This window comes from Parabacteroides sp. HGS0025 (assembly GCF_000969845.1).
GTDB lineage: Bacteria > Bacteroidota > Bacteroidia > Bacteroidales > Tannerellaceae > Parabacteroides > Parabacteroides gordonii.
The window spans coordinates 279,399-298,110 of sequence record NZ_KQ033902.1 but is presented as its reverse complement, the minus strand read 5'-3'; the positions used below and the strand labels follow the sequence as shown (position 1 = coordinate 298,110).

At 46.5% G+C, this 18,712-nt stretch carries 12 protein-coding genes; 8 read left to right on the top strand and 4 right to left on the bottom strand.

Annotated features, from left to right (window positions below):
- The first annotated feature begins 7 nt into the window (after positions 1-7).
- The gene (locus HMPREF1212_RS01005) at positions 8-3,295 is read left to right on the top strand and encodes a TonB-dependent receptor (RefSeq protein ID WP_046148112.1); all 3,288 of its coding nucleotides are present in this window, start codon (positions 8-10) and stop codon (positions 3,293-3,295) included.
- Between the two features lie 24 nt (positions 3,296-3,319).
- On the top strand, positions 3,320-4,978 hold the full coding sequence (locus HMPREF1212_RS01000) for a RagB/SusD family nutrient uptake outer membrane protein (protein WP_028729930.1): 1,659 nt from the start codon (positions 3,320-3,322) through the stop codon (positions 4,976-4,978).
- Between the two features lie 57 nt (positions 4,979-5,035).
- Here the strand turns inward: HMPREF1212_RS01000 and HMPREF1212_RS00995 are convergent, their stop codons facing one another.
- Genes HMPREF1212_RS00995 through HMPREF1212_RS00985 form a run of 3 tightly spaced genes read right to left on the bottom strand, consistent with a single transcriptional unit; the run spans position 5,036 to position 8,141 of the window.
- Positions 5,036-6,301 (bottom strand): LVIVD repeat-containing protein, encoded by a 1,266-nt coding sequence (locus tag HMPREF1212_RS00995; RefSeq protein ID WP_028729931.1) that lies wholly within the window; start codon positions 6,299-6,301, stop codon positions 5,036-5,038.
- A gap of 39 nt (positions 6,302-6,340) precedes the next feature.
- Complete coding sequence (locus tag HMPREF1212_RS00990) at positions 6,341-7,609, bottom strand: porin family protein (RefSeq protein ID WP_232430032.1); 1,269 nt, start codon at positions 7,607-7,609, stop codon at positions 6,341-6,343.
- A complete protein-coding gene (locus HMPREF1212_RS00985) occupies positions 7,593-8,141 on the bottom strand; it encodes an RNA polymerase sigma factor (protein ID WP_028729933.1) in 549 nt (182 codons plus the stop codon). Before HMPREF1212_RS00985 ends, HMPREF1212_RS00990 begins: the two co-directional genes overlap by 17 nt.
- Before the next feature lie 163 nt (positions 8,142-8,304).
- On the opposite strand from HMPREF1212_RS00985, the gene HMPREF1212_RS00980 reads away from it, so the two are divergent.
- Positions 8,305-9,129 carry a hypothetical protein gene (locus tag HMPREF1212_RS00980; RefSeq protein ID WP_028729934.1) on the top strand — a complete coding sequence of 275 codons (825 nt, stop codon included), beginning with the start codon at positions 8,305-8,307 and terminating at the stop codon, positions 9,127-9,129.
- A 1-nt stretch (position 9,130) separates the two neighbouring features.
- Here HMPREF1212_RS00980 and HMPREF1212_RS00975 read toward each other — a convergent pair whose 3' ends face one another.
- Positions 9,131-9,874: an SDR family NAD(P)-dependent oxidoreductase gene (locus tag HMPREF1212_RS00975; RefSeq protein WP_046148111.1), complete on the bottom strand. Its 744-nt coding sequence runs from the start codon at positions 9,872-9,874 to the stop codon at positions 9,131-9,133.
- Positions 9,875-10,176: 302 nt separating this feature from the next.
- Here HMPREF1212_RS00975 and HMPREF1212_RS00970 point away from each other — a divergent pair, with 302 nt between their 5' ends.
- The 5 genes from HMPREF1212_RS00970 to HMPREF1212_RS00950 all read left to right on the top strand — a co-directional run bounded on the left by HMPREF1212_RS00970 (position 10,177) and on the right by HMPREF1212_RS00950 (position 18,694).
- Positions 10,177-11,064 carry an AraC family transcriptional regulator gene (locus HMPREF1212_RS00970; protein WP_046148110.1) on the top strand — a complete coding sequence of 296 codons (888 nt, stop codon included), beginning with the start codon at positions 10,177-10,179 and terminating at the stop codon, positions 11,062-11,064.
- Between the two features lie 63 nt (positions 11,065-11,127).
- Positions 11,128-12,165 (top strand): endonuclease/exonuclease/phosphatase family protein, encoded by a 1,038-nt coding sequence (locus HMPREF1212_RS00965; RefSeq protein WP_046148109.1) that lies wholly within the window; start codon positions 11,128-11,130, stop codon positions 12,163-12,165.
- Positions 12,166-12,175: 10 nt separating this feature from the next.
- The gene (locus HMPREF1212_RS00960; RefSeq protein ID WP_046148108.1) at positions 12,176-13,753 is read left to right on the top strand and encodes a DUF6057 family protein; all 1,578 of its coding nucleotides are present in this window, start codon (positions 12,176-12,178) and stop codon (positions 13,751-13,753) included.
- Positions 13,754-13,765: 12 nt separating this feature from the next.
- A complete protein-coding gene (locus tag HMPREF1212_RS00955) occupies positions 13,766-15,232 on the top strand; it encodes a TolB family protein (protein WP_198293245.1) in 1,467 nt (488 codons plus the stop codon).
- A gap of 447 nt (positions 15,233-15,679) precedes the next feature.
- Complete coding sequence (locus HMPREF1212_RS00950) at positions 15,680-18,694, top strand: SusC/RagA family TonB-linked outer membrane protein (RefSeq protein WP_028729940.1); 3,015 nt, start codon at positions 15,680-15,682, stop codon at positions 18,692-18,694.
- The last annotated feature ends 18 nt before the right edge of the window (positions 18,695-18,712 follow it).

The following is an 18,712-nucleotide window of genomic DNA, read 5'->3' as shown; positions in this document are numbered from 1 at the left end:
CAAATTTATGGAAAAAAGAATATCGGAAGGCTTTTGTAAGACACAAAAAGTCTTAAAACGATTCTTATTTTTAATTTCACTTATTTGTTCATTATCAACTATTTCGTTAGATGTGTTTGCTTACGAATCTATATTTGAACAAAACTACACCTTAAGTCTATCGTTTCAGAATGCCCGGATGGAGCAAATACTCGATGCTATATCGAAGCAGTCCGGAATCAAGTTAGCCTATAGTAATGAAGAGCTGGCTTCAAATAAAAAAGTTTCTGTCAACTTGAAAACATCCAATATAGAAGAGGCTCTAAAAGCCGTTCTGGGTAATGAATATACATTCAGACAGATTGACGATTACATTGCCATTGCCAGGAGATCCGTAAATAAGAATACCCCGACGGTACCCAGCGTAAATGACGAGCGTTCATGGACGATTCAGGGACAGACACTCGAACAAAGCGAACCTCCACTCCCCTTGCCTGGCGTAAACATCTCTATCAAAGGGACTCAGTTGGGTACGATCTCAGACATGGGTGGATATTTCTCTCTCAAGGCTAAAAAGGGAGATATTATTGTCTTCTCATACCTGGGTTTCAAGAATTACGAGTATGTAGTCTCCCGTGCAATCAGTAACTTGAGTGTATCTCTGACGGAAGACATCGAATCATTGGATGAAGTTATCGTTACCGGTTTCTCGGAAGAAAAGAAACTGAACTCGATATCTTCTATTTCCTCACTGAATGTATCCTCAAACCTGATCAGCAAACCGGTGACTTCTATGTCGCAGGCTTTACAGGGAGGGATCACAGGCCTTTCCGTATCACAGGGTTCCGGTTTGCCGGGTGCAGATGCTGCAACCATCAAGATCAGAGGTGTTTCGTCCTTACAAACCAATAATGACCCGTTGGTCTTGGTAGACGGTGTTCCAATGGATATGAATAACCTCGATCCAAACACGATTGAAAGCGTAACCGTACTGAAGGATGCCGCAGCAGCAGCTATTTATGGAGCACGTGCGGCAAACGGTGTTATCGTTGTAAAAACCAAACGAGGAACACCCGGTAAAGTAAACGTTTCTTACAACGGATATTATGGTATTCAAAAGGCGACATATCTACCGGAGTTCATTGACGGTGCCGGATATATGGAAATGGTAAACGCTGCGAATATAAACATCGGAGGAAACCCGGTTTATTCACAGGAAGCAATCAACAAGACCAGAGATGGTTCCGACCCTGTAAACTATCCTAATACGGACTGGACTGACTTCCTGTTTAAAAACGGTTCTGTTCAAAGCCATTCTGTATCCGTATCCGGTGGTGGTAATCTGGCCCGTTTTGCATTAACAGCTAACTATCTGAAAAATGACGGTCTGGTAGAAAACACAAATTCAGACCGTCTGAATATCCGGGCCAATACTTCCGTCAGTCTATTAGATAACCTGTCTGTAAACATGGACTTCAACTCATACCGGACAAACAGGGAAAAACCTTTATTCGATAATGGCGGCGATATTTTTACTTATATCTATTCTACGCCACCTAATACCGTGATCCGCTATCCGATGAAAGAAGGTAACGATATCGTGTATTACGGGAATCGCCCGGAACAACGTAATCCTGCCGCCATTCTCGACCGGGGAGGTATTCGTACGAACCTGGAAGACAATATCAGTATCAATATAGCCCCTCGCTGGGAGGTGATCCCGAAGTTGATCCTTAGAGGACAATATTCGTATCGCATCAGCAGTAGTGCACAACGGGATGAGCGCAAAGCCTATAACTTCTTCGATTATAACTCCGAAGCATTTCTTCAAACCTGGGGAGCCTCTTATTCAGCCTCCAAAGACAGGTCCAGCTATTATTATATCGGTGCAACGGCTGAATATACCTGGGAGAAAAAGAAACACCGCTTATTCGGTATCGGAGGTTACAATCAGGAGCTAACCAACCAGGGAGACTGGGATCGTTGGTCGATGACTTCCATTTTTGCTAAAGTGAACTATACATTCGACCGTCGCTATTTGCTGGAGGGAACCATCCGCCGTGACGGTTCTTCCCGATTCGGCAAAGGAAATAAATTCGGAGTATTCCCCTCCATAGCAGCCGGTTGGAACCTGCATGAAGAGAGTTTTATGAAGCCGTTAAAAAATCAGATCAACGAATTCAAGGTACGAGGTTCATACGGATTATTGGGTAATGAGAATATCGGATTATACAAATATCAGACATTGATCGATGCAGGAAACGGGAACGAAACAGTTTTCGGTAACCCGGATATCACCTGGGAAACAGTCAATATGTTGAATATCGGAGCTGACATCCGCCTGTTTAGGGACTGGACCATCACTTTCGACTATTACGACAAACTGACCAAAGACATGATCATCATTCCACCTATTTCTTTCATCGGAGGAATAAGCGCTGCACCGCTGAACTCGGGAGAAGTAAGAAACCGGGGATGGGAATTCGATGTAAATTATGGCAAACAGTATAAGACATTCGGATTCAATGTTCATGCCGGTTTATCACAAAATAAAAATAAAATCGAGTCTCTTTTCGGAGCTCCTTACGATAACGGAAACCGTATCCATGAAGTTGGACATGCGTTGAACAGTTATTATGTCTATCCGACAGATGGACTACTGCAGGAAAGTGATTTCACAAAAGATACCGACGGAAAATGGATACCCAAAGAAGGAGTCACGATCTTTGACGGACAACAGCCCGGAGATATAAAATATAGAGATGTATCCGGCCCCGACGGTACACCGGACGGCAAAATCACGACCGACGACCGTGTGATACGTGGAGACGATCAACCGGATCTGAACTATTTTGCCAATCTCTCATTGACCTATAAAAAATGGGATTTTGAAATACTATTCCAAGGGGTTACCGGTGTAGATGCTTACTACAACGAACCTTATTCATTCGGTTTGAATGTATCCGGTGACGGGCAAACCCCATTGGCTGTACAAACGGATTACTGGACTCCGGAAAACACAGGTGCACGCTATCCGAGAATGGCCCCGAATTCAACTTACGGCAGCAACTATCACACATCCGATTTCTGGCATTTCAATGCAAGTTATTGCCGTGTGAAATACATCCAACTAGGATATACATTCGATCAGCTGGGGTTGAAGAAAATAGGTATTTCAAACATCAGGTTATACCTGAATGCGCAAAACCCGTTCACCTTTGCGAAAGAAAAACTGACAGATCCGGAAAGCCGTGGACAGAAAGGTTCTTATCCGCTGATAAAGACTTATTCTGCCGGCATCAGCCTGAATTTCTAATTATAAACCTTAAAAACAGAATATATGAAACTGTATAATCAAATAAACCCAAAGGCATTCCTGCTTGTATGCATGTTATTTATATGTAGCAGTTGTTCCGACTTCCTGACGAAAGACCATCCGACAGGAGTCACCGACGAAGACTTTTGGAAAACAATGAATGAATGCGAAAACGCATTAGGACAATGCAAATTATGGGTAAAAGGTGCATACGGAGGTGAAGAACTGGGGTTAGTATTCCTCGAAGGGGCCACCGACAATATGTATTTTCAATCGAACTTTGAACAACGCATTGTAAGTATGGGAAACGGTTCACTCGTTCCCCCCACCGACAACAACAGGCCATCCAGCTGGGAAGCGACTTTGGACAGTTGGAAAAACTACTACGTTCGCATCCGCAGATGTAACCGTTTCCTCAAGTTTGTAGATAATGCTTATTTTGCAGACGAAAAAGAGAGATCACGTATGAAAGCTGAAGTAAGGGTTTGGAGAGCTTGGTATCACATACGTCTGCTGTGTTGGTACGGGCGTAACGATGGTATACCTATTGTCGACACCGAACTGACTCCGACCGAGATCTATAAGCCCCGTAATACCGTTGAAGAATGTCTGGACTTCATCAATAAGGAACTGGACATGGTAATCAATTCCAACGACCTTGAATTCCTATGGGATGAAGGACGCCGCGACCGTATGTCGATTTCTTCAGCCCTGGCCCTGAAAATGGATGTGAACCTGCAATTCAAAAAGTATGACCTGGCCAAAGATGCCGCTAAAAAGCTTATGGATTCAGGCAAGTTTGAATTATACTATTCTACCGCAACGGATGATGATCCGGGCAAAAACTATCGTGACCTGTTCCGCTATGTAGGTGAACAGAATAAAGAGCGGATCATGTTCAAATCGAATGGACTGGATAACATCTGGTTCCGTAACATGGGGACACCGTTAGGAGGACAAGGGGTATCTGCTATTCTAAAATCTTTCGTCGATTGTTATGAAACCATAGATGGTAAAACCATTCAATCTTTATCCGCCGAAGAAAAAAGCAACTACGAAAAGAACCCGTTGTATAAACCTAGAGATCCACGTTTATACGCAACAGTTTTCTTACCGGGAGACAACACCACCATTTCCAATTACACCTACGAGCCATTCAATGAGAGTGGTAGCGACTATGTCGGAAAAAATGGCGCAGTCCGCTCCGGATATATGATGAAGAAGTTCATCGATGAGCAGGATCGTGCCACAGGAAACGGTAGTCTCGATTATCCGCTTTATCGTTATGCGGAAGTACTGCTCGATTATGTAGAATGTCTGGTTGAATCCGGTGACTGGCAAAATCCGGATGTTGAGAAATACATCAATATGATCCGTCATCGTGCCGGTATGCCGAATATGGACAAGAATGTCTATAATACGCAAGAAAAAGTACGCGAATTATACCGCCGTGAACGACGTGTAGAGCTTTGCTTCGAAGGGAAACGCTATGACGATATCCGCCGTTGGGGAATAGGTTCGCAAGTGATGACCGGTCCGATCCAGGGTGCATGGAACCCGAATGATAACGCATTCGTTACGATCGAAAACCGTAATTGTACATTCCCGAAATACGATTCATGGCCACTTCCTCAGACAGAAGTAACATCGAATCCGAATATCAGCCAACCGACCGGTTGGTAAAAACTAAAGAGGAAATCCGGCTTGGATTTCCTCTTTTTCTTTATATAAAAACGAAACTTATTTCTTCACCGCCAGTTTACTCAGCTGCTTGATCTCTTTCAGATTGGAATAATCGTATTGATAGATGCCATCGTCGGCAATCATCATCAAAACATTGTCGTGCGGAATAACATCATAGCCTTCCATTCCTGAATAATGAGCCAAACGGTTAGCCATCAGAGTTTGCGGATCTTCGGCATTATAGATTTTCAGGCCATCGTCACAAAGGAAAAGCGTTCCGTTATCGATACCCAGGCCTTTCGGTTTAGTCATAGTATAGGAAACGATTGGCTGAGGATTTTTCACATCTTTGACATTCAGGATGATCAGTTCGTTGAAATTCTGTCCGCAATTATTGCCTGAATGAACTGTTACATAAGCGATGTCATTCTCTACAACTACCGGGTCGCAACCATATACATGCCACATCATCGACTGATATTCGGGTTTCAACGGATTAGCGACCGAATAGATTATCATACCGGTAGGAGTTCCCATAAACATGCAATCCTTATAACTGAAAATAGTTTCCACACTTCCTCCGATATACATATTTTCAACCGCTTTTTCCGGTTTATCGCCCGCCAGATTAAAGATACTCATATAATCATTCAACACGACATACAGATAATCTTTATACAAACCAAAACGCGACATCGAACCGTTTACGCCTGTCGAACCGCCGGAACTACCACCCGAAGAATTTGTCATAGCATCATTATACACCTGCTCATTTTTATAATATTCATATGTATGGGTTTCCTCTTCCTGGGTCCAACCCACAACAATATTCCCATTCGTTGCAGCCAAATTACACAGTTCAGAATCTATATAACCTTCTTCAATCGGAGGATAACTCTGCGGAAACACATTCTCCAAACGGCTCTTTAACACCGGTAAAGCAGGATTACTGATATCAAAACCAACCAAGTCGATATATGAATCGGCATACAATATATTATTACGGATAGCCACATCGGCATTACCTATCAACTCGATAAAACCAACCGAAGCAGGAGAAGCCGGATTACGGTTATCGATAATATGAATACCTTTACCCGGTTCCGAGATATATAAATATCCTTCATAAAAACAGATCTTCCCTTTTTGGGTTATCTCTTCCGGCTGGGTAGTCACTTTCACCGAAGAACGGAACACGTCGGCAGACATTAATACGGGTTTATTGACCGTATAAGTGATTGTTTCCTTTACTTTCATATCATCGTTACACCCACAAAGGAGGCAGATCAACGACACACAAAACAAACTCATTAGTTTTTTCATCTTAAACAAATTTAGAGGATTAATAATTATAATATCTTATCAGAATTCGAACCGGAAACCTGCTCCCAGTCCAATGATTACCGAGTTTTCAGTGCGGATACTTACCGGTTGGTCATTATCGAAATAGTAAGAGATACGAGGTTCCAGATAGATGCTCCAATCCCGGTGAAGACGATAGGAAACACCCGCTGATCCGTTCAGCGACCACTGGACACCGGAAATACCTTTTTTCTCGACCAAGGTCTCTACTCCGCTAAGAGAAAATTCTTCCTGTGTTTGTTTCGACCTCAGGCCTTTTTCAAGCATCACACCGCCTGACATATATATATTCCATTTCGGATTACTCCATAGTTTAACAACCAGATTGACCGGTACACCCAAATAATGAAGATTCAACCAGGAGTTGTAAGAAGTCTTGCCGCCTCTGGTCATGCGCGATGCCAGATAAGTATACACCAGCCCTGTTTCCACCCCGATATATCGACTGAGATCTTTCCGGACAGTCACCCCGAAAGATAGCGGCAACGAACAATCGATATCGCCATACTCTTCAGCTGGGATCATGCCGTTATTAGTAAAAGGAGGCTCGACTTCCGGCGGAGGAAGAGGTATTCCGGGTCCGATGCTATTATTCATGTCGCCATAGATAGCATCATCACTACTCCCCAATAAATTAAGAGATACATCTCCCCCCGTCCCAAACGAGGCATTTACCGACCAGTCCTTTTTTTCCTTCTTTCTTTCCAGAGAAACAAACCTGTGTTTTTTCGATTCATAATGGTTCAAATCCATTTGCTTCCCCGGCTTTTTTTTCTCCTCTTTTTCAGCATCCGTAGCAGGCTTATTAACTGTATCATCCGTATCCGGTACCACTTCCGGTTGCAAGGCTGTAACCTCTTCTTCCGGTTGTTCAGTAATATTTGCAACAGGTTGTTTTACTGATGCAACGGCGAGCAGTTTCTTCGTTCCGACCGCTTTGTCAACAGGAGGAATCACTTCTTCCGGAGATACTTCAGAAACAGCAGGAGTTATTTCTTCTGTGAATGAAGAAACTTCCTGTTCATTTATCTTGTCGCTCAGTTTCTCCTCCATCTGAAAAGGGAGAAGCAAAAGTATTACAGCCACGACAGCAGCCACAGAACTACCGATCCACCATATGAAATTCCGCTGACGGGACTTCATACGAGGCTCGATCTCCTCCCAGCAAAGATCATCAACAGGCAACCGGTGATCCTCCAGTTTCCGCTTCATGAATTCGCTGAAATCATCCAACTGTTCTCTATGATCTGTATCACTGCGCATTTTCATGCATAATTAATGATTGAACACTTTTCTGTAACACTTTCCTGGCACGGATGAACTGCGTCCGCGAAGTAACTTCGCTGATATGCAACATCTCCGCTATCTCACTATGAGAGTAACCCTCTATGGCATAGAGGTTAAACACCGTTCTGTACCCATTCGGCAGACGAGCAATACAGGCATGCAGGTCGTCGGCGGATAAACGGTCAAGTACCGATACATCCACCTCATCCGGAAATTCCCCGCACTCGTCAAAATTAACGCTCAACCGGATTGCATCGTTTTTCCTGAGATATTCGAGGGCAGTCGTAACAAACACCCTCCTCACCCATCCGGGAAAAGCTCCGGTACCGGTATAACTACCGATCTTGGTGAATATCTTGATAAATCCGTCTTGCAACAAGTCGCGGGCCGTTTCCCTGTTATTTACGTACCGCATACATACACTCATCATGGCAGGGGCATACAGCTCGTACACTTCCTTACGAGCCCACGACTCCCCACGCTTGCATCCGGCAATTAACAGCTGTTCGTCCATAGGTAATATTACTCTCTATTTGTATGATGAAAACACCCCTTCGAAAGTTGCAACAACAATGAAGAAAATACAAAATAAATATTTTTTAGAGAAAAACCAATAGAATAAATACCTTATTTTAAAGTAAATAGTCTATCTTAGCAACCATAAAATGATGTTGTGTATGAAGCGGGGATATTTTATAATTATAGCACTGGTAGCATGTGTTTTTTGTGGTCATGCTCAGTCCACTATGGACTTTGTTCTTAATCGTGAAGGGAAAGTTACGGCCGTACCCAAGTTTAAGGAATTTGACTTTAAGATTCCGGAATTTTCATACAAGACATATACACCGTCCATCAGGACAGATCTTGAGAAGAAACTCAGGGAGTTCACTCCCGACTTCCCTCCCCAGGTAGACGAACGTCCGATGGATATGCAAGTATTATCTCTTGCTTACCGTCCTTTCTTTAATGTATTTGCTCCGATGATACGCCGCGTATCACCGATGGCATTCGATTTCCAGGAATTTGAATTCACCCCGATAAACGAAAAAACCGGAGTGCTGACAGTAGGCGAACAATATACCTGGCCCGGCGCAGGCGGTATCACCCGGATCAGTTCATCGTTGGTATGGCAGCAGGATCGTTGGACACTGACGGGGGGCGCCTTTGCCGGACGATACTTCACACCGTTCAATCCCAGCCCCGACTTTATGGGTGGATTCAATGCAACTGCCAGTTATGAGGCAACCGATTGGCTGACTCTCAGAGGCTGGGGACAATACACTTTTTACGAGAAAAGGGAGCGGAGCAACCCGCAAATGCTGCTGAACCCGTTTTATAATCACACGAGCGTAGGTGGTGCCTTCGAATTCAAAGTGAAAGAGGATTTCGGCATCGGTGTCGGTGTAAACTTCGAATACAATCCTTGGAGCAGGCGGATGGATCCCCAGTTCCTCGTCTACCCTGCATTAAAAAACAAAAATATACGAATCGGATTTAATTGATTTATTCTTCGTAGATCATCTTCTTTGTCATACCACCGTCGACTGTGATATTCTGTCCGTTAATGAAATCATTTTCAGAAGCGGCCAGAAAAAGACAGGTACTTGCTATATCCGAAGGACGACCTACCCGGCCGGAAGGATGTTGCTTGTGGTCGGCTCGTTTCAATAAATGATATTCCTCGTTTTGTATCCACCCGGGACTGATACAGTTTACCGTGATATTATAGTCACTGAAAGAGAGAGCCAGTGCATGCGTCAAAGCAACTATTCCGCCTTTGGATGCAGCATACCCCTCCGAACCCGGTTCGCTCTGCAGGTAACGGGTGGAAGCAATATTTATGATCCGTCCGTAACGCTTTTTCCCCTCTTCATTATTCCGGTGAATAGCCAGTGCGCGTGAAGTTATAAACACCGGCCGCAGGTTTGTTGACAGTATCTTATCGAACTGTTCAATACTCGTCTCCACCAATGGAGAAAATTCACTGATACCCACGTTGTTAACAATCACATCCACATCACCCCACATGTTGATAAGTCTGTTCATAACTTCCTGAAGAGCTTTTTCGTCACTTGCATCAGCCTTAAAAAACTGCACGTATGACGGCATAAGGTCACATAAGCGAGCCGCCGCTTTTTCGTCGGTATCACAAAAAGCCACCCGGGCTCCCATTTTACAAAATGCAGATACAATAGCCTCCCCTATGCCCCTGGCACCACCGGTCACAAAAACTCTCTTACCATCCATGATGCTTTGTGTTAGATTGTAATTTGCAAAGATAAGAAAAGATGACAGTTTGTTCCAAGAAATACTTTTTTCTTGCCGGAATGATATGTTAAAATATATTAGTCGCAATACTAATTCAAATTAGTGGCTATATTAATCGCGATTAGTCGCTATACTAGTGTCATTTTGATAGTCGGCCTGAGCAGCGTCGTACGGGTAGAAAGAAAGGCTTCCTGCCTCTGCCGGTGAGATTGTTAATTCATCAGAGATAAAAAAAGGGCTGGAATAATTACTTATATTTGCATATAGAAATACTATAATATATGATTGGAACCGAATTATTTAAGGAAGTATCGCCACTATCTCCCAAAGATTGTTTTATCGTTATCGAGCGTCTGAAATCGACATTTAATTTCCCCATTCACGTACACCCGGAATATGAATTAAACTTCATTGAACATGCCAAAGGCGCACAACGCATAGTAGGCGATTCCGTTGAAACGATTGGCGACGACGAGTTGGTTTTAGTAACGAACCCGAAACTGGAACACGCATGGGTAAACCACGAATGCAAATCACAAAATATACATGAGATCACCATCCAGTTCCACCGCTCGTCGCTACCGGAAGAAATGTTAGAGAGAAGCCAGTTCCAGAGCATCAAAGTGCTTTTCGAACGGGCACAGAAAGGAGTTGTATTCGGTACACAGGCGATCAACAAAGTCCGCCCTTTACTAAAGACTATCACTTGCGAAACGGACGGATTTTACTCGGTGATGAAGTTATTGATGATCCTGCATGAGCTCTCTATTTCGGAAGACATACGGGAACTGGCCAGCCATTCGTTCATCCGCCAGGAAAAGCCACACGAAGAAGACCCGCGTATCAACAAGATCCTCGACTACCTGAATAAGAATTACGACCAACAGGTACGCCTGTCGGACGTGGCCGACCTGATCAACATGAGCGAACCTTCTTTTTGCCGGTATATCAAGCAGCGAACATCCAAAAGCTTTGTGGATTTCCTGACGGACATCCGCCTGGGGTTTGCCATACGTGCCCTGATCGACTCGTCGCAATCGGTGGCTGAGATAGGATATGCCTGTGGCTTTAACAACCTGTCGAACTTCAACCGGATATTTAAAAAGAAAAAAGGTATGCCGCCTACTGAGTTCAGGGAGAATTACAGAAAAAAGAAGGTAATTGTTTAGTTCAGCCCTGATAAAATAACTAATTTCGCGCAGCTAAATAAAATAACAAAAAAGACACATACCATGAAAAAGGGTTTATTTACAGCACTTGCGCTGTTACTGATCGTTTTCAGTTTTTCCTCTTGCCAAAAGACTGAGACTGTCAAAGTTTTGCAATTTAATATCTGGCAGGAAGGCACCGTAGTGGAGAATGGCTTCAATGCCGTTGCCGACGAGATTGTCCGCAGCGATGCCGATTTCATCACATTAAGCGAAGTACGCAACTACCACAACACCCGTTTTTGTGACCGTATCGTTGAAGCGTTGAAAGAGCGCGGACAAACCTATTATTCGTTCTATACCGAAGACTCCGGTTTGTTAAGCCGCTATCCGATCACCGACAGCAGCACTGTTTATCCCCTGAACGATGACAGAGGAAGCATCTACCGCCTGGTGGCAAAAAAAGGGAACCAGGAGTTTGCCGTATACACCGCGCATCTGGACTACCGCAACTGTGCCTATTACGATGCCCGCGGATATGACGGGAATAACTGGGAGAAAATAGAACCGGTTAACGACCTCGACTCTATCCTGGTGCTGAACCGTGCTTCTGTGAGAGACGACGCCATCGCCCGTTTCGTCAGCACTGCTGAAAAAGACAAGGCTGCCGGCCGTATCGTCATTCTGGGTGGCGACTTCAACGAACCTTCCCACCTGGACTGGACGGAAGCAACCAAAGACATGCGCGATCATTACGGCCTGGTTGTTCCCTGGGACGTTTCCGTCATACTGGAAAAAGCAGGATATAAGGACACATACCGTGAAAAGTACCCCGACCCTGTTACCCATCCGGGATTTACCTGTCCGGCAGACTGTCCCGATATCGACCTGAAAAAGCTGGTTTGGTCGCCCGAAGCCGACGACCGCGACCGTATCGACTTCATCATGTATTCACCGTTCGAAGGCCTTACCCTGACCGATATGACCATTGTCGGCCCCAAAGGCGATATCCTGCGCGGCGAACGGGCTACAGAAAAGACAGCCGACCCGATCATCGCTCCCCTGGGTACCTGGCCTACCGACCATAAGGCCGTACTGGCGACATTCCAGCTCACAAAATAATCTCTGAATAATGAAAGACACACACAAATACGGCGGTTTAGCCTTACTTCCGGCAGGGATAGCCTGTTTTATCTTTTTCCTTTACACCTGTCCCTACCATCTGCTTCACAAAGAGCAGACTACACTCTTTGTCTACACAACAGAGGCTTTATCCTCCTACCTGGATAAGCCCGCCGTATTATCGTGTCTTGCCGGGGAATTCCTGACGCAGTTTTTCCTGACTCCCGTAATGGCATCCGCCCTGATGGGAACTGTTATGCTTTTACTGGGACTGATTTTTTATGCCGTGTTGCGCAAATGGATGAACGGCTGGCTGGCCATCGTTCCTGCCATTCTCATAATGGGGTGGGAAGTTTTGCGCTCCTGCGGTTTGCTTTACCCGCTGTCCTCTACCCTTTCACTGATTGGCGGCGGTTGTTTATTCCTGCTCTACGACCTGATAAAGAACAGGTACCTGCGTATCGGTTTCGGATTTATCGGGATAATTGCAGGTTACTGGCTGTTCGGGTACGGAGCATTTATCTTTGTATTGCTCCTGTTAATATCTTCCCTTATCAGCAAAAAAGATATTATATGGGCCGGTTTGATGATACTGGGAGCGATAGCCCTGCCCGGGGCGTTCAGTAAAACTTACCTGCTGACCTATCCGCAAGCCAGCCAATATCCGGCAACCGACTGGTGGAACACCCCTAACCCATTATACGAACGTTTACTGGGATTAGATATTGAAGCGGAAGCCGGGCATTGGGACAAAGTCAGAAAACTGGCTTATCCGGACGAACGCATCAGCGCTTGCAGCTACTATTACAACCTGGCTAACGCAGCCGAAAACAAACTACCCGAAGGACTGATGAATTATTACCAGCCGGGGGTAGAAGGCTTGTTTATCCCGATAAGCCCCAACTCATCTTACCTCTCCTCCCTTTATGCCAACGAAGTGTGGTTCCATCTGGGTGATATGACGATGGCGGAACATGCCACCATACTGGGCATGATCTTCTCGCCTAACCATACAGGCAGCCGGATGGTTAAGCGCCTGGCGGAGATCAACCTGATAAACGGCGATGAGGAAGCCGCCATGAAATACCTCCGTATCCTGTCAAACACCCGTTTCTACAACCAGTGGGCAAAAGACAGAATTCCCGGAAAAGAAAGTGAAGCGGTCAGGCAATGGCTAAAAAACAAACAGGCATTCATCCCCCAGTCGGACACCATACGCATATCCACCACCGATGTAGCCAAATCGCTCCGCCTCCTGCTCGAAAGCAATCCTGACAACGGGATGGCGCGCGACTATCTCCTTTGCCTGCATCTGCTGGCTAAAAACCTCCCCGGCTTTCTGGAAGACTATGTTGGAGAAGTCGGAAAAGCCCCCAAACGCTTATATGCCGAAGCCCTGATGATCGACCTGGTACGCCGTCAGGCCACCGGAGACGAGATACGGGAAACGATCGTCGATCCTTCCGTCGTACAGGATTTCAAAGAATATACCCGGCTGCATCAGCAATCGAAAGGAAACCCGCAGGCACTGGTCGGTAAATACGGGAAAACATACTGGTTCTATTATCATTTTGCACAAAACCAATAAAGGAGAATGAAGATGATCGACAAAATAAAAAAACAGCTCCGGCTGGTCTTGCTACTGGCATGTACGGCATGTGTCTCCCAACCCGAACAGGTGACGGAAGTCGGCGAACCGGCTCCGATCTATCCGGACTATACGGATGTAACCATCCCCTATAATATCGCTCCGCTGAACTTCTTGCTCCGCAACGAAGCTACAGCTTTGCAGGTCACTGTCAGCGGACAGAAAGAGAGCCTGACGGTGACAGGTAGCCGGAAAGCCTGTTTCCCGCTCCGCAAATGGAAAGACCTGCTGGAAGCGGAGAAAGGGCAGACGCTGACAGTTAAAGTGACCGCCCGGATAGACGGCAAGTGGCTGCAATATCCGGCGTTTACCTGGCAGGTCGCTGCCGAAAAGATAGACGGTTTTATAAGCTACCGGTTGATAGAACCGGGTTATGAAGTATGGAACACCATCCAGCTGCGCGAACGTAATATCGAGAACTTTGAAGAAAAGGTGATTGCCGATAACAACCTGGCAGACGGCAACTGCATGAACTGCCATATCTACGGGAAGCAGGACGGCAACCTCTCCTTATTCCACCTGCGCGGAAAAGACGGCGGTACGATCCTGAACCGCAACGGCGACTTGCGTAAGCTCTCGCTGAAAGACGAACGGATGGTATCCGGTGCCGTCTACGGTGATTTCCATCCGTCGGGACGTTACGGGGTATTCTCTTCCAACATCATCATCCCGGCCTACCACGCCCAGGATAACAAGCGCCTGGAAGTGTACGACACCGCTTCCGACCTGGCGATCGCCGACTTCGACAACTATAAGATGATCATAGCCCCCCAGATTGCCCGGAAAGATGTTTACGAAACCTTCCCGACCTTCTCGGCAGACGGGAACTGGGTTTATTATTGCGCTTCTCCTGCGGTGGAACTCCCCGACAGCATCCACCAACTCAAATACTCCCTCTGCCGCATCGCCTTCGATGCCGGAAAAGGGGAATGGGGCAACCGGATCGACACGCTCTGGAACGCCGAAGAGCATAACGCCTCCGTTTGTTTCCCCAAAGCTTCCCTCGATGGCCGCTACCTGCTCTATTCGGTAGCCGACTACGGCACCTTCCCCATCTGGCACAAGGAGACAGACCTGAAACTCATGGATCTGCAAACAGGAGAGATCGACCCGTTGACGGCAGTCAATTCCGACCGCTCCGACACCTATCACAGCTGGTCGTCAAACAGCCGTTGGTTCGTTTTCGCCAGCAAACGGGGCGACGGGCAATACGGAAAACCTTATTTCTCCTATATCGCCCCCGACGGTACGGCCGGCAAACCTTTCGTCCTGCCGCAGAAAGATCCGGAACATTATGACAACACTTTCAAATCGTACAACATACCGGAGTTATCCTCCACCTCCATACCTTTTGATGCCACAGACATCCGCCGGGTGTATCAGAAAACAAAAGTGGAAGAATTCACTCCGTCACGATAATATTTGTACCCGACCTTATTGGCAAAAGCTGCTGTGCTTTTTATGGAAAGCATGGCTGCTTTTGCAAAAAAGCCTTACACCTTTTTTCCTACTATGCCAGACTCATACTATCTTTCACCGCACAGCCTACAATAAGCCCTAAAGAACTCTCCAAGCAATACAACGCCCACACCGAATACCATTCACAAATCAATGTTATACAACACAATACGAATTTACCTCAACCTGATAAAATCTTAACAACAGAGAGCCCCTTCCTTTTAGATTTCTTATGAACATTTTCCACTATTTTCAGTAAATAAAGGCTAAAGTCAGCCATCCTGTTGATGGATATTTTGATAAATAATCATTACTAATAGCAAAAATCATACTTGATTTAGCCTGCTCCGTCCCCCTACCTTTGTAACGAGTAAAACACACATTGAATTAATCTTATAAACACACATTATGAACAGAAAACTAGCTTTCTCTTTATTGCTGGGCGCTTTCGCACTCTCCAGTTGGGCACAGCAAGCAGGTACGGTGAAAGGTACAGTAAAAGACGCGGACAACAATCCCGTCATCGGAGCAACAGTTGTTGTAAAAGGAACCACGCAAGGAACCACAACCGATATCGATGGTAATTATACCATTCATGTCGCACCGGGTCAGGTTCTTGAATTCTCTTATGTAGGTATGCAGCCTTCCAGCGTGACGGTCGGCAACAGCAATGAGATCAATATCACGATGGCCGACGGCGAACTGCTGGATGAAGTGGTCGTTATCGGTTACGGCACGGTAAAGAAAAGCCACCTGACAGGTGCCGTCTCCTCGGTCTCGGCTAAAGACTTGCAGGCCAGCGTTGCACGTAGCGCTTCTTCCGCGCTGCAAGGACGTATTGCCGGGGTTACCGTATCGACACCAAACGGACAGCCCGGTGAAGGGATGAATATTAACATCCGTGGTATTAGCTCCATGAGCTCTACCACGCCGCTGTATGTGATCGACGGCGTATATGGCGATATTAATATGGTAGATCCTTCGGACATCCAGTCGCTGGAAGTATTGAAAGATGCATCTGCCGCTTCTATCTACGGTTCGCGGGCAGCTAACGGGGTAGTCCTGATCACGACAAAGGGCGGCCGCCTGGAAACACCGACCCGTATCTCTGTCGATGCCTATACCGGTATCCAGTCCGTTGCCAAATATATAGATGTAATGGACGGGAACCAGCTCCGCGACTTCGCCAAAGCGACCGGTTACAGTACGGCCGACGAGCTGATCAACTGGAACGGCGGTAAAGGTACCGACTGGCAGAAAGAGCTTTACAGCACAGCGATGGTAAGCAAAGTTGCCCTGAACGTATCGGGCGGTAACAAGACTTCCACCTATAACCTGTCGGGTAGCTACCTGAAACAAGACGGTATCGTGAAAACCACCGGCTACGAAGCCTGGAACATCCGCGCAAAAAACACCTTCTCTTTGTTCGACAACCATGTGCGCATGGGTTCTACCATTATGATGAAGTTCTGGCAAAAAGATAAAGAGAGTGTCTCTTTCACTTCTCCCCTGACTGCTGTCCCCATGTGGAAGCCGTATGATGAAAACGGTGAGTGGGGACAGGCGCCAACTTGGACACGCGGTGACAACCCGGTGGGCTGGGCCGAAGCACACGATATCCAGAACCACGGTACAGACATCCTGCTGAACGGTTTTGCAGAGGTAGACCTCGGTCTGAAAGGGCTTAAATATAAATTCAACGTCGGTATCAACAAATATACACGCCGCAACTACAACTATACGGTTCCTTACGTATTCAGTTCCACTTCCCAGAACCCCGATTACCAATTGGGCGAAGATACCAGCTGGCAGAACGAGTGGCTGATCGAGAACACGATCAATTACGACAATACATTCGGCGACCATACCGTTTCCGGACTGGTAGGTTACTCCTCACAGAAGAACAGCCAGCGCGGATTTGGAGCCAGCCGCCGGGATCTGCCCGAAGGACTGAACACGATCGGTGCCGGTTCCGTTTCCACACAGACCACCAGCGGAAGCGCCTGGGCTAACACGATGATCTCTATGTTCGGACGTGTCATGTATTCGTATGCCGACCGCTATATGTTATCGGCCTCTATCCGCCGCGACGGTTCTTCCAAGTTTGCCGACGGCCACCGTTGGGGTACTTTCACCTCCGCTTCTGTGGGTTGGAACGTGATGAACGAAAGTTTCTTCGAGAATGCCCGCGAGCTGATGAACGAACTGAAAGTACGTGCCAGCTACGGTACGCTCGGTAACCTGAACGGTATCGGCAACTATGCCACCCAGTCGGTTGTTGGGACAGGCTTGAACAACGTGATGGGTTCCTCTCTCTGGGAAGGAGCGATCACCGGTGTAAACTGGGTTTCCCCGTCCAACGTGACCTGGGAAAAGACAAAGACGATCAATATCGGTCTGGATATGGGCATTCTGAACAACAAGTTTACGTTGAGCGCGGATTACTTTATCCAGAAAACGGAGGATATGTTGCTGTCGATGCCTCAGCCAGGTAGCTTCGGATTAGGTGAAACTCCGGTCGTGAATGCCGGTACAGTGGAGAACAAAGGATTGGAACTCTCCATCAAGCACCGCAACAACATTGGCGAACTTTATTACCAGGTAGGCGTTAACGCTTCCTTCATTAAAAACGAGCTGACCAAGGTTAACGGTTCACGCGACGAATGGACAGGCTTCAACCCGCACGACAAAGGGGCTATCACCTATGCAAAGACAGGATATCCGATCGGTTATTTCAACATTATCAAGACCGACGGTATCTTCCAGACCCAGGAAGAGATCAATGCCTACGTCAATAAGGATGGTAATATGATCCAGCCGAACGCGCAACCGGGTGACCTGAAATACGTGGACTTCAACGGTGACGGTAAAATCGACAACCTCGACCGCCAGGACTGCGGCAGCGCCTTCCCGAAAGTGACGCTGGGTATCAACCTGGGTGCGGAATGGAAAGGGTTCGACCTCAACCTGTTCTTCGACGGGAACTTCGGCAACAAGATCTACAATGCACAATACTTCTCGACTGTTTACAACGAAGTGACAGCCAACCAGTACGCCGAACGTGCCAAGAGCTGGACTGAAAACAACCGCAATACAGACATCCCGCGCTATGTATCCGGTAACGACAACAACGGTACGAACTGGGGATATACAGACCGCTGGCTCGAAAACGGTTCATTCCTCCGCCTGAAAACACTGGAATTCGGTTACACATTGCCGAAAGGACTGGTTTCGAAAGCGAAAATGCAGAGCCTGAGAGTGTATACGGCGATGGAGAACCTGTTCACCATCACCAGCTACAAAGGATATACGCCCGACCTGGGTGTTGCCGACAGCGAATCGAGCATCATGACACGCGGTTGCGATGACGGCCGTTATCCTTCGGCACGCACCATTACTTTCGGTCTGCAATTGAACTTCTAATTTAAACACGTAAAATCT

What these genes read in the sequence shown, in the direction of transcription:
- HMPREF1212_RS00970 (WP_046148110.1), top strand. Translation starts at nt 10,177, where the DNA reads ATGATTGGAACCGAATTATTTAAGGAAGTATCGCCACTATCTCCCAAA.
- HMPREF1212_RS00975 (WP_046148111.1), bottom strand. Translation starts at nt 9,874, where the DNA reads ATGGATGGTAAGAGAGTTTTTGTGACCGGTGGTGCCAGGGGCATAGGG.
- HMPREF1212_RS00965 (WP_046148109.1), top strand. Translation starts at nt 11,128, where the DNA reads ATGAAAAAGGGTTTATTTACAGCACTTGCGCTGTTACTGATCGTTTTC.
- HMPREF1212_RS00955 (WP_198293245.1), top strand. Translation starts at nt 13,766, where the DNA reads ATGATCGACAAAATAAAAAAACAGCTCCGGCTGGTCTTGCTACTGGCA.
- HMPREF1212_RS00950 (WP_028729940.1), top strand. Translation starts at nt 15,680, where the DNA reads ATGAACAGAAAACTAGCTTTCTCTTTATTGCTGGGCGCTTTCGCACTC.
- HMPREF1212_RS01005 (WP_046148112.1), top strand. Translation starts at nt 8, where the DNA reads ATGGAAAAAAGAATATCGGAAGGCTTTTGTAAGACACAAAAAGTCTTA.
- HMPREF1212_RS00990 (WP_232430032.1), bottom strand. Translation starts at nt 7,609, where the DNA reads ATGAAAATGCGCAGTGATACAGATCATAGAGAACAGTTGGATGATTTC.
- HMPREF1212_RS00980 (WP_028729934.1), top strand. Translation starts at nt 8,305, where the DNA reads ATGAAGCGGGGATATTTTATAATTATAGCACTGGTAGCATGTGTTTTT.
- HMPREF1212_RS00995 (WP_028729931.1), bottom strand. Translation starts at nt 6,301, where the DNA reads ATGAAAAAACTAATGAGTTTGTTTTGTGTGTCGTTGATCTGCCTCCTT.
- HMPREF1212_RS00985 (WP_028729933.1), bottom strand. Translation starts at nt 8,141, where the DNA reads ATGGACGAACAGCTGTTAATTGCCGGATGCAAGCGTGGGGAGTCGTGG.
- HMPREF1212_RS01000 (WP_028729930.1), top strand. Translation starts at nt 3,320, where the DNA reads ATGAAACTGTATAATCAAATAAACCCAAAGGCATTCCTGCTTGTATGC.
- HMPREF1212_RS00960 (WP_046148108.1), top strand. Translation starts at nt 12,176, where the DNA reads ATGAAAGACACACACAAATACGGCGGTTTAGCCTTACTTCCGGCAGGG.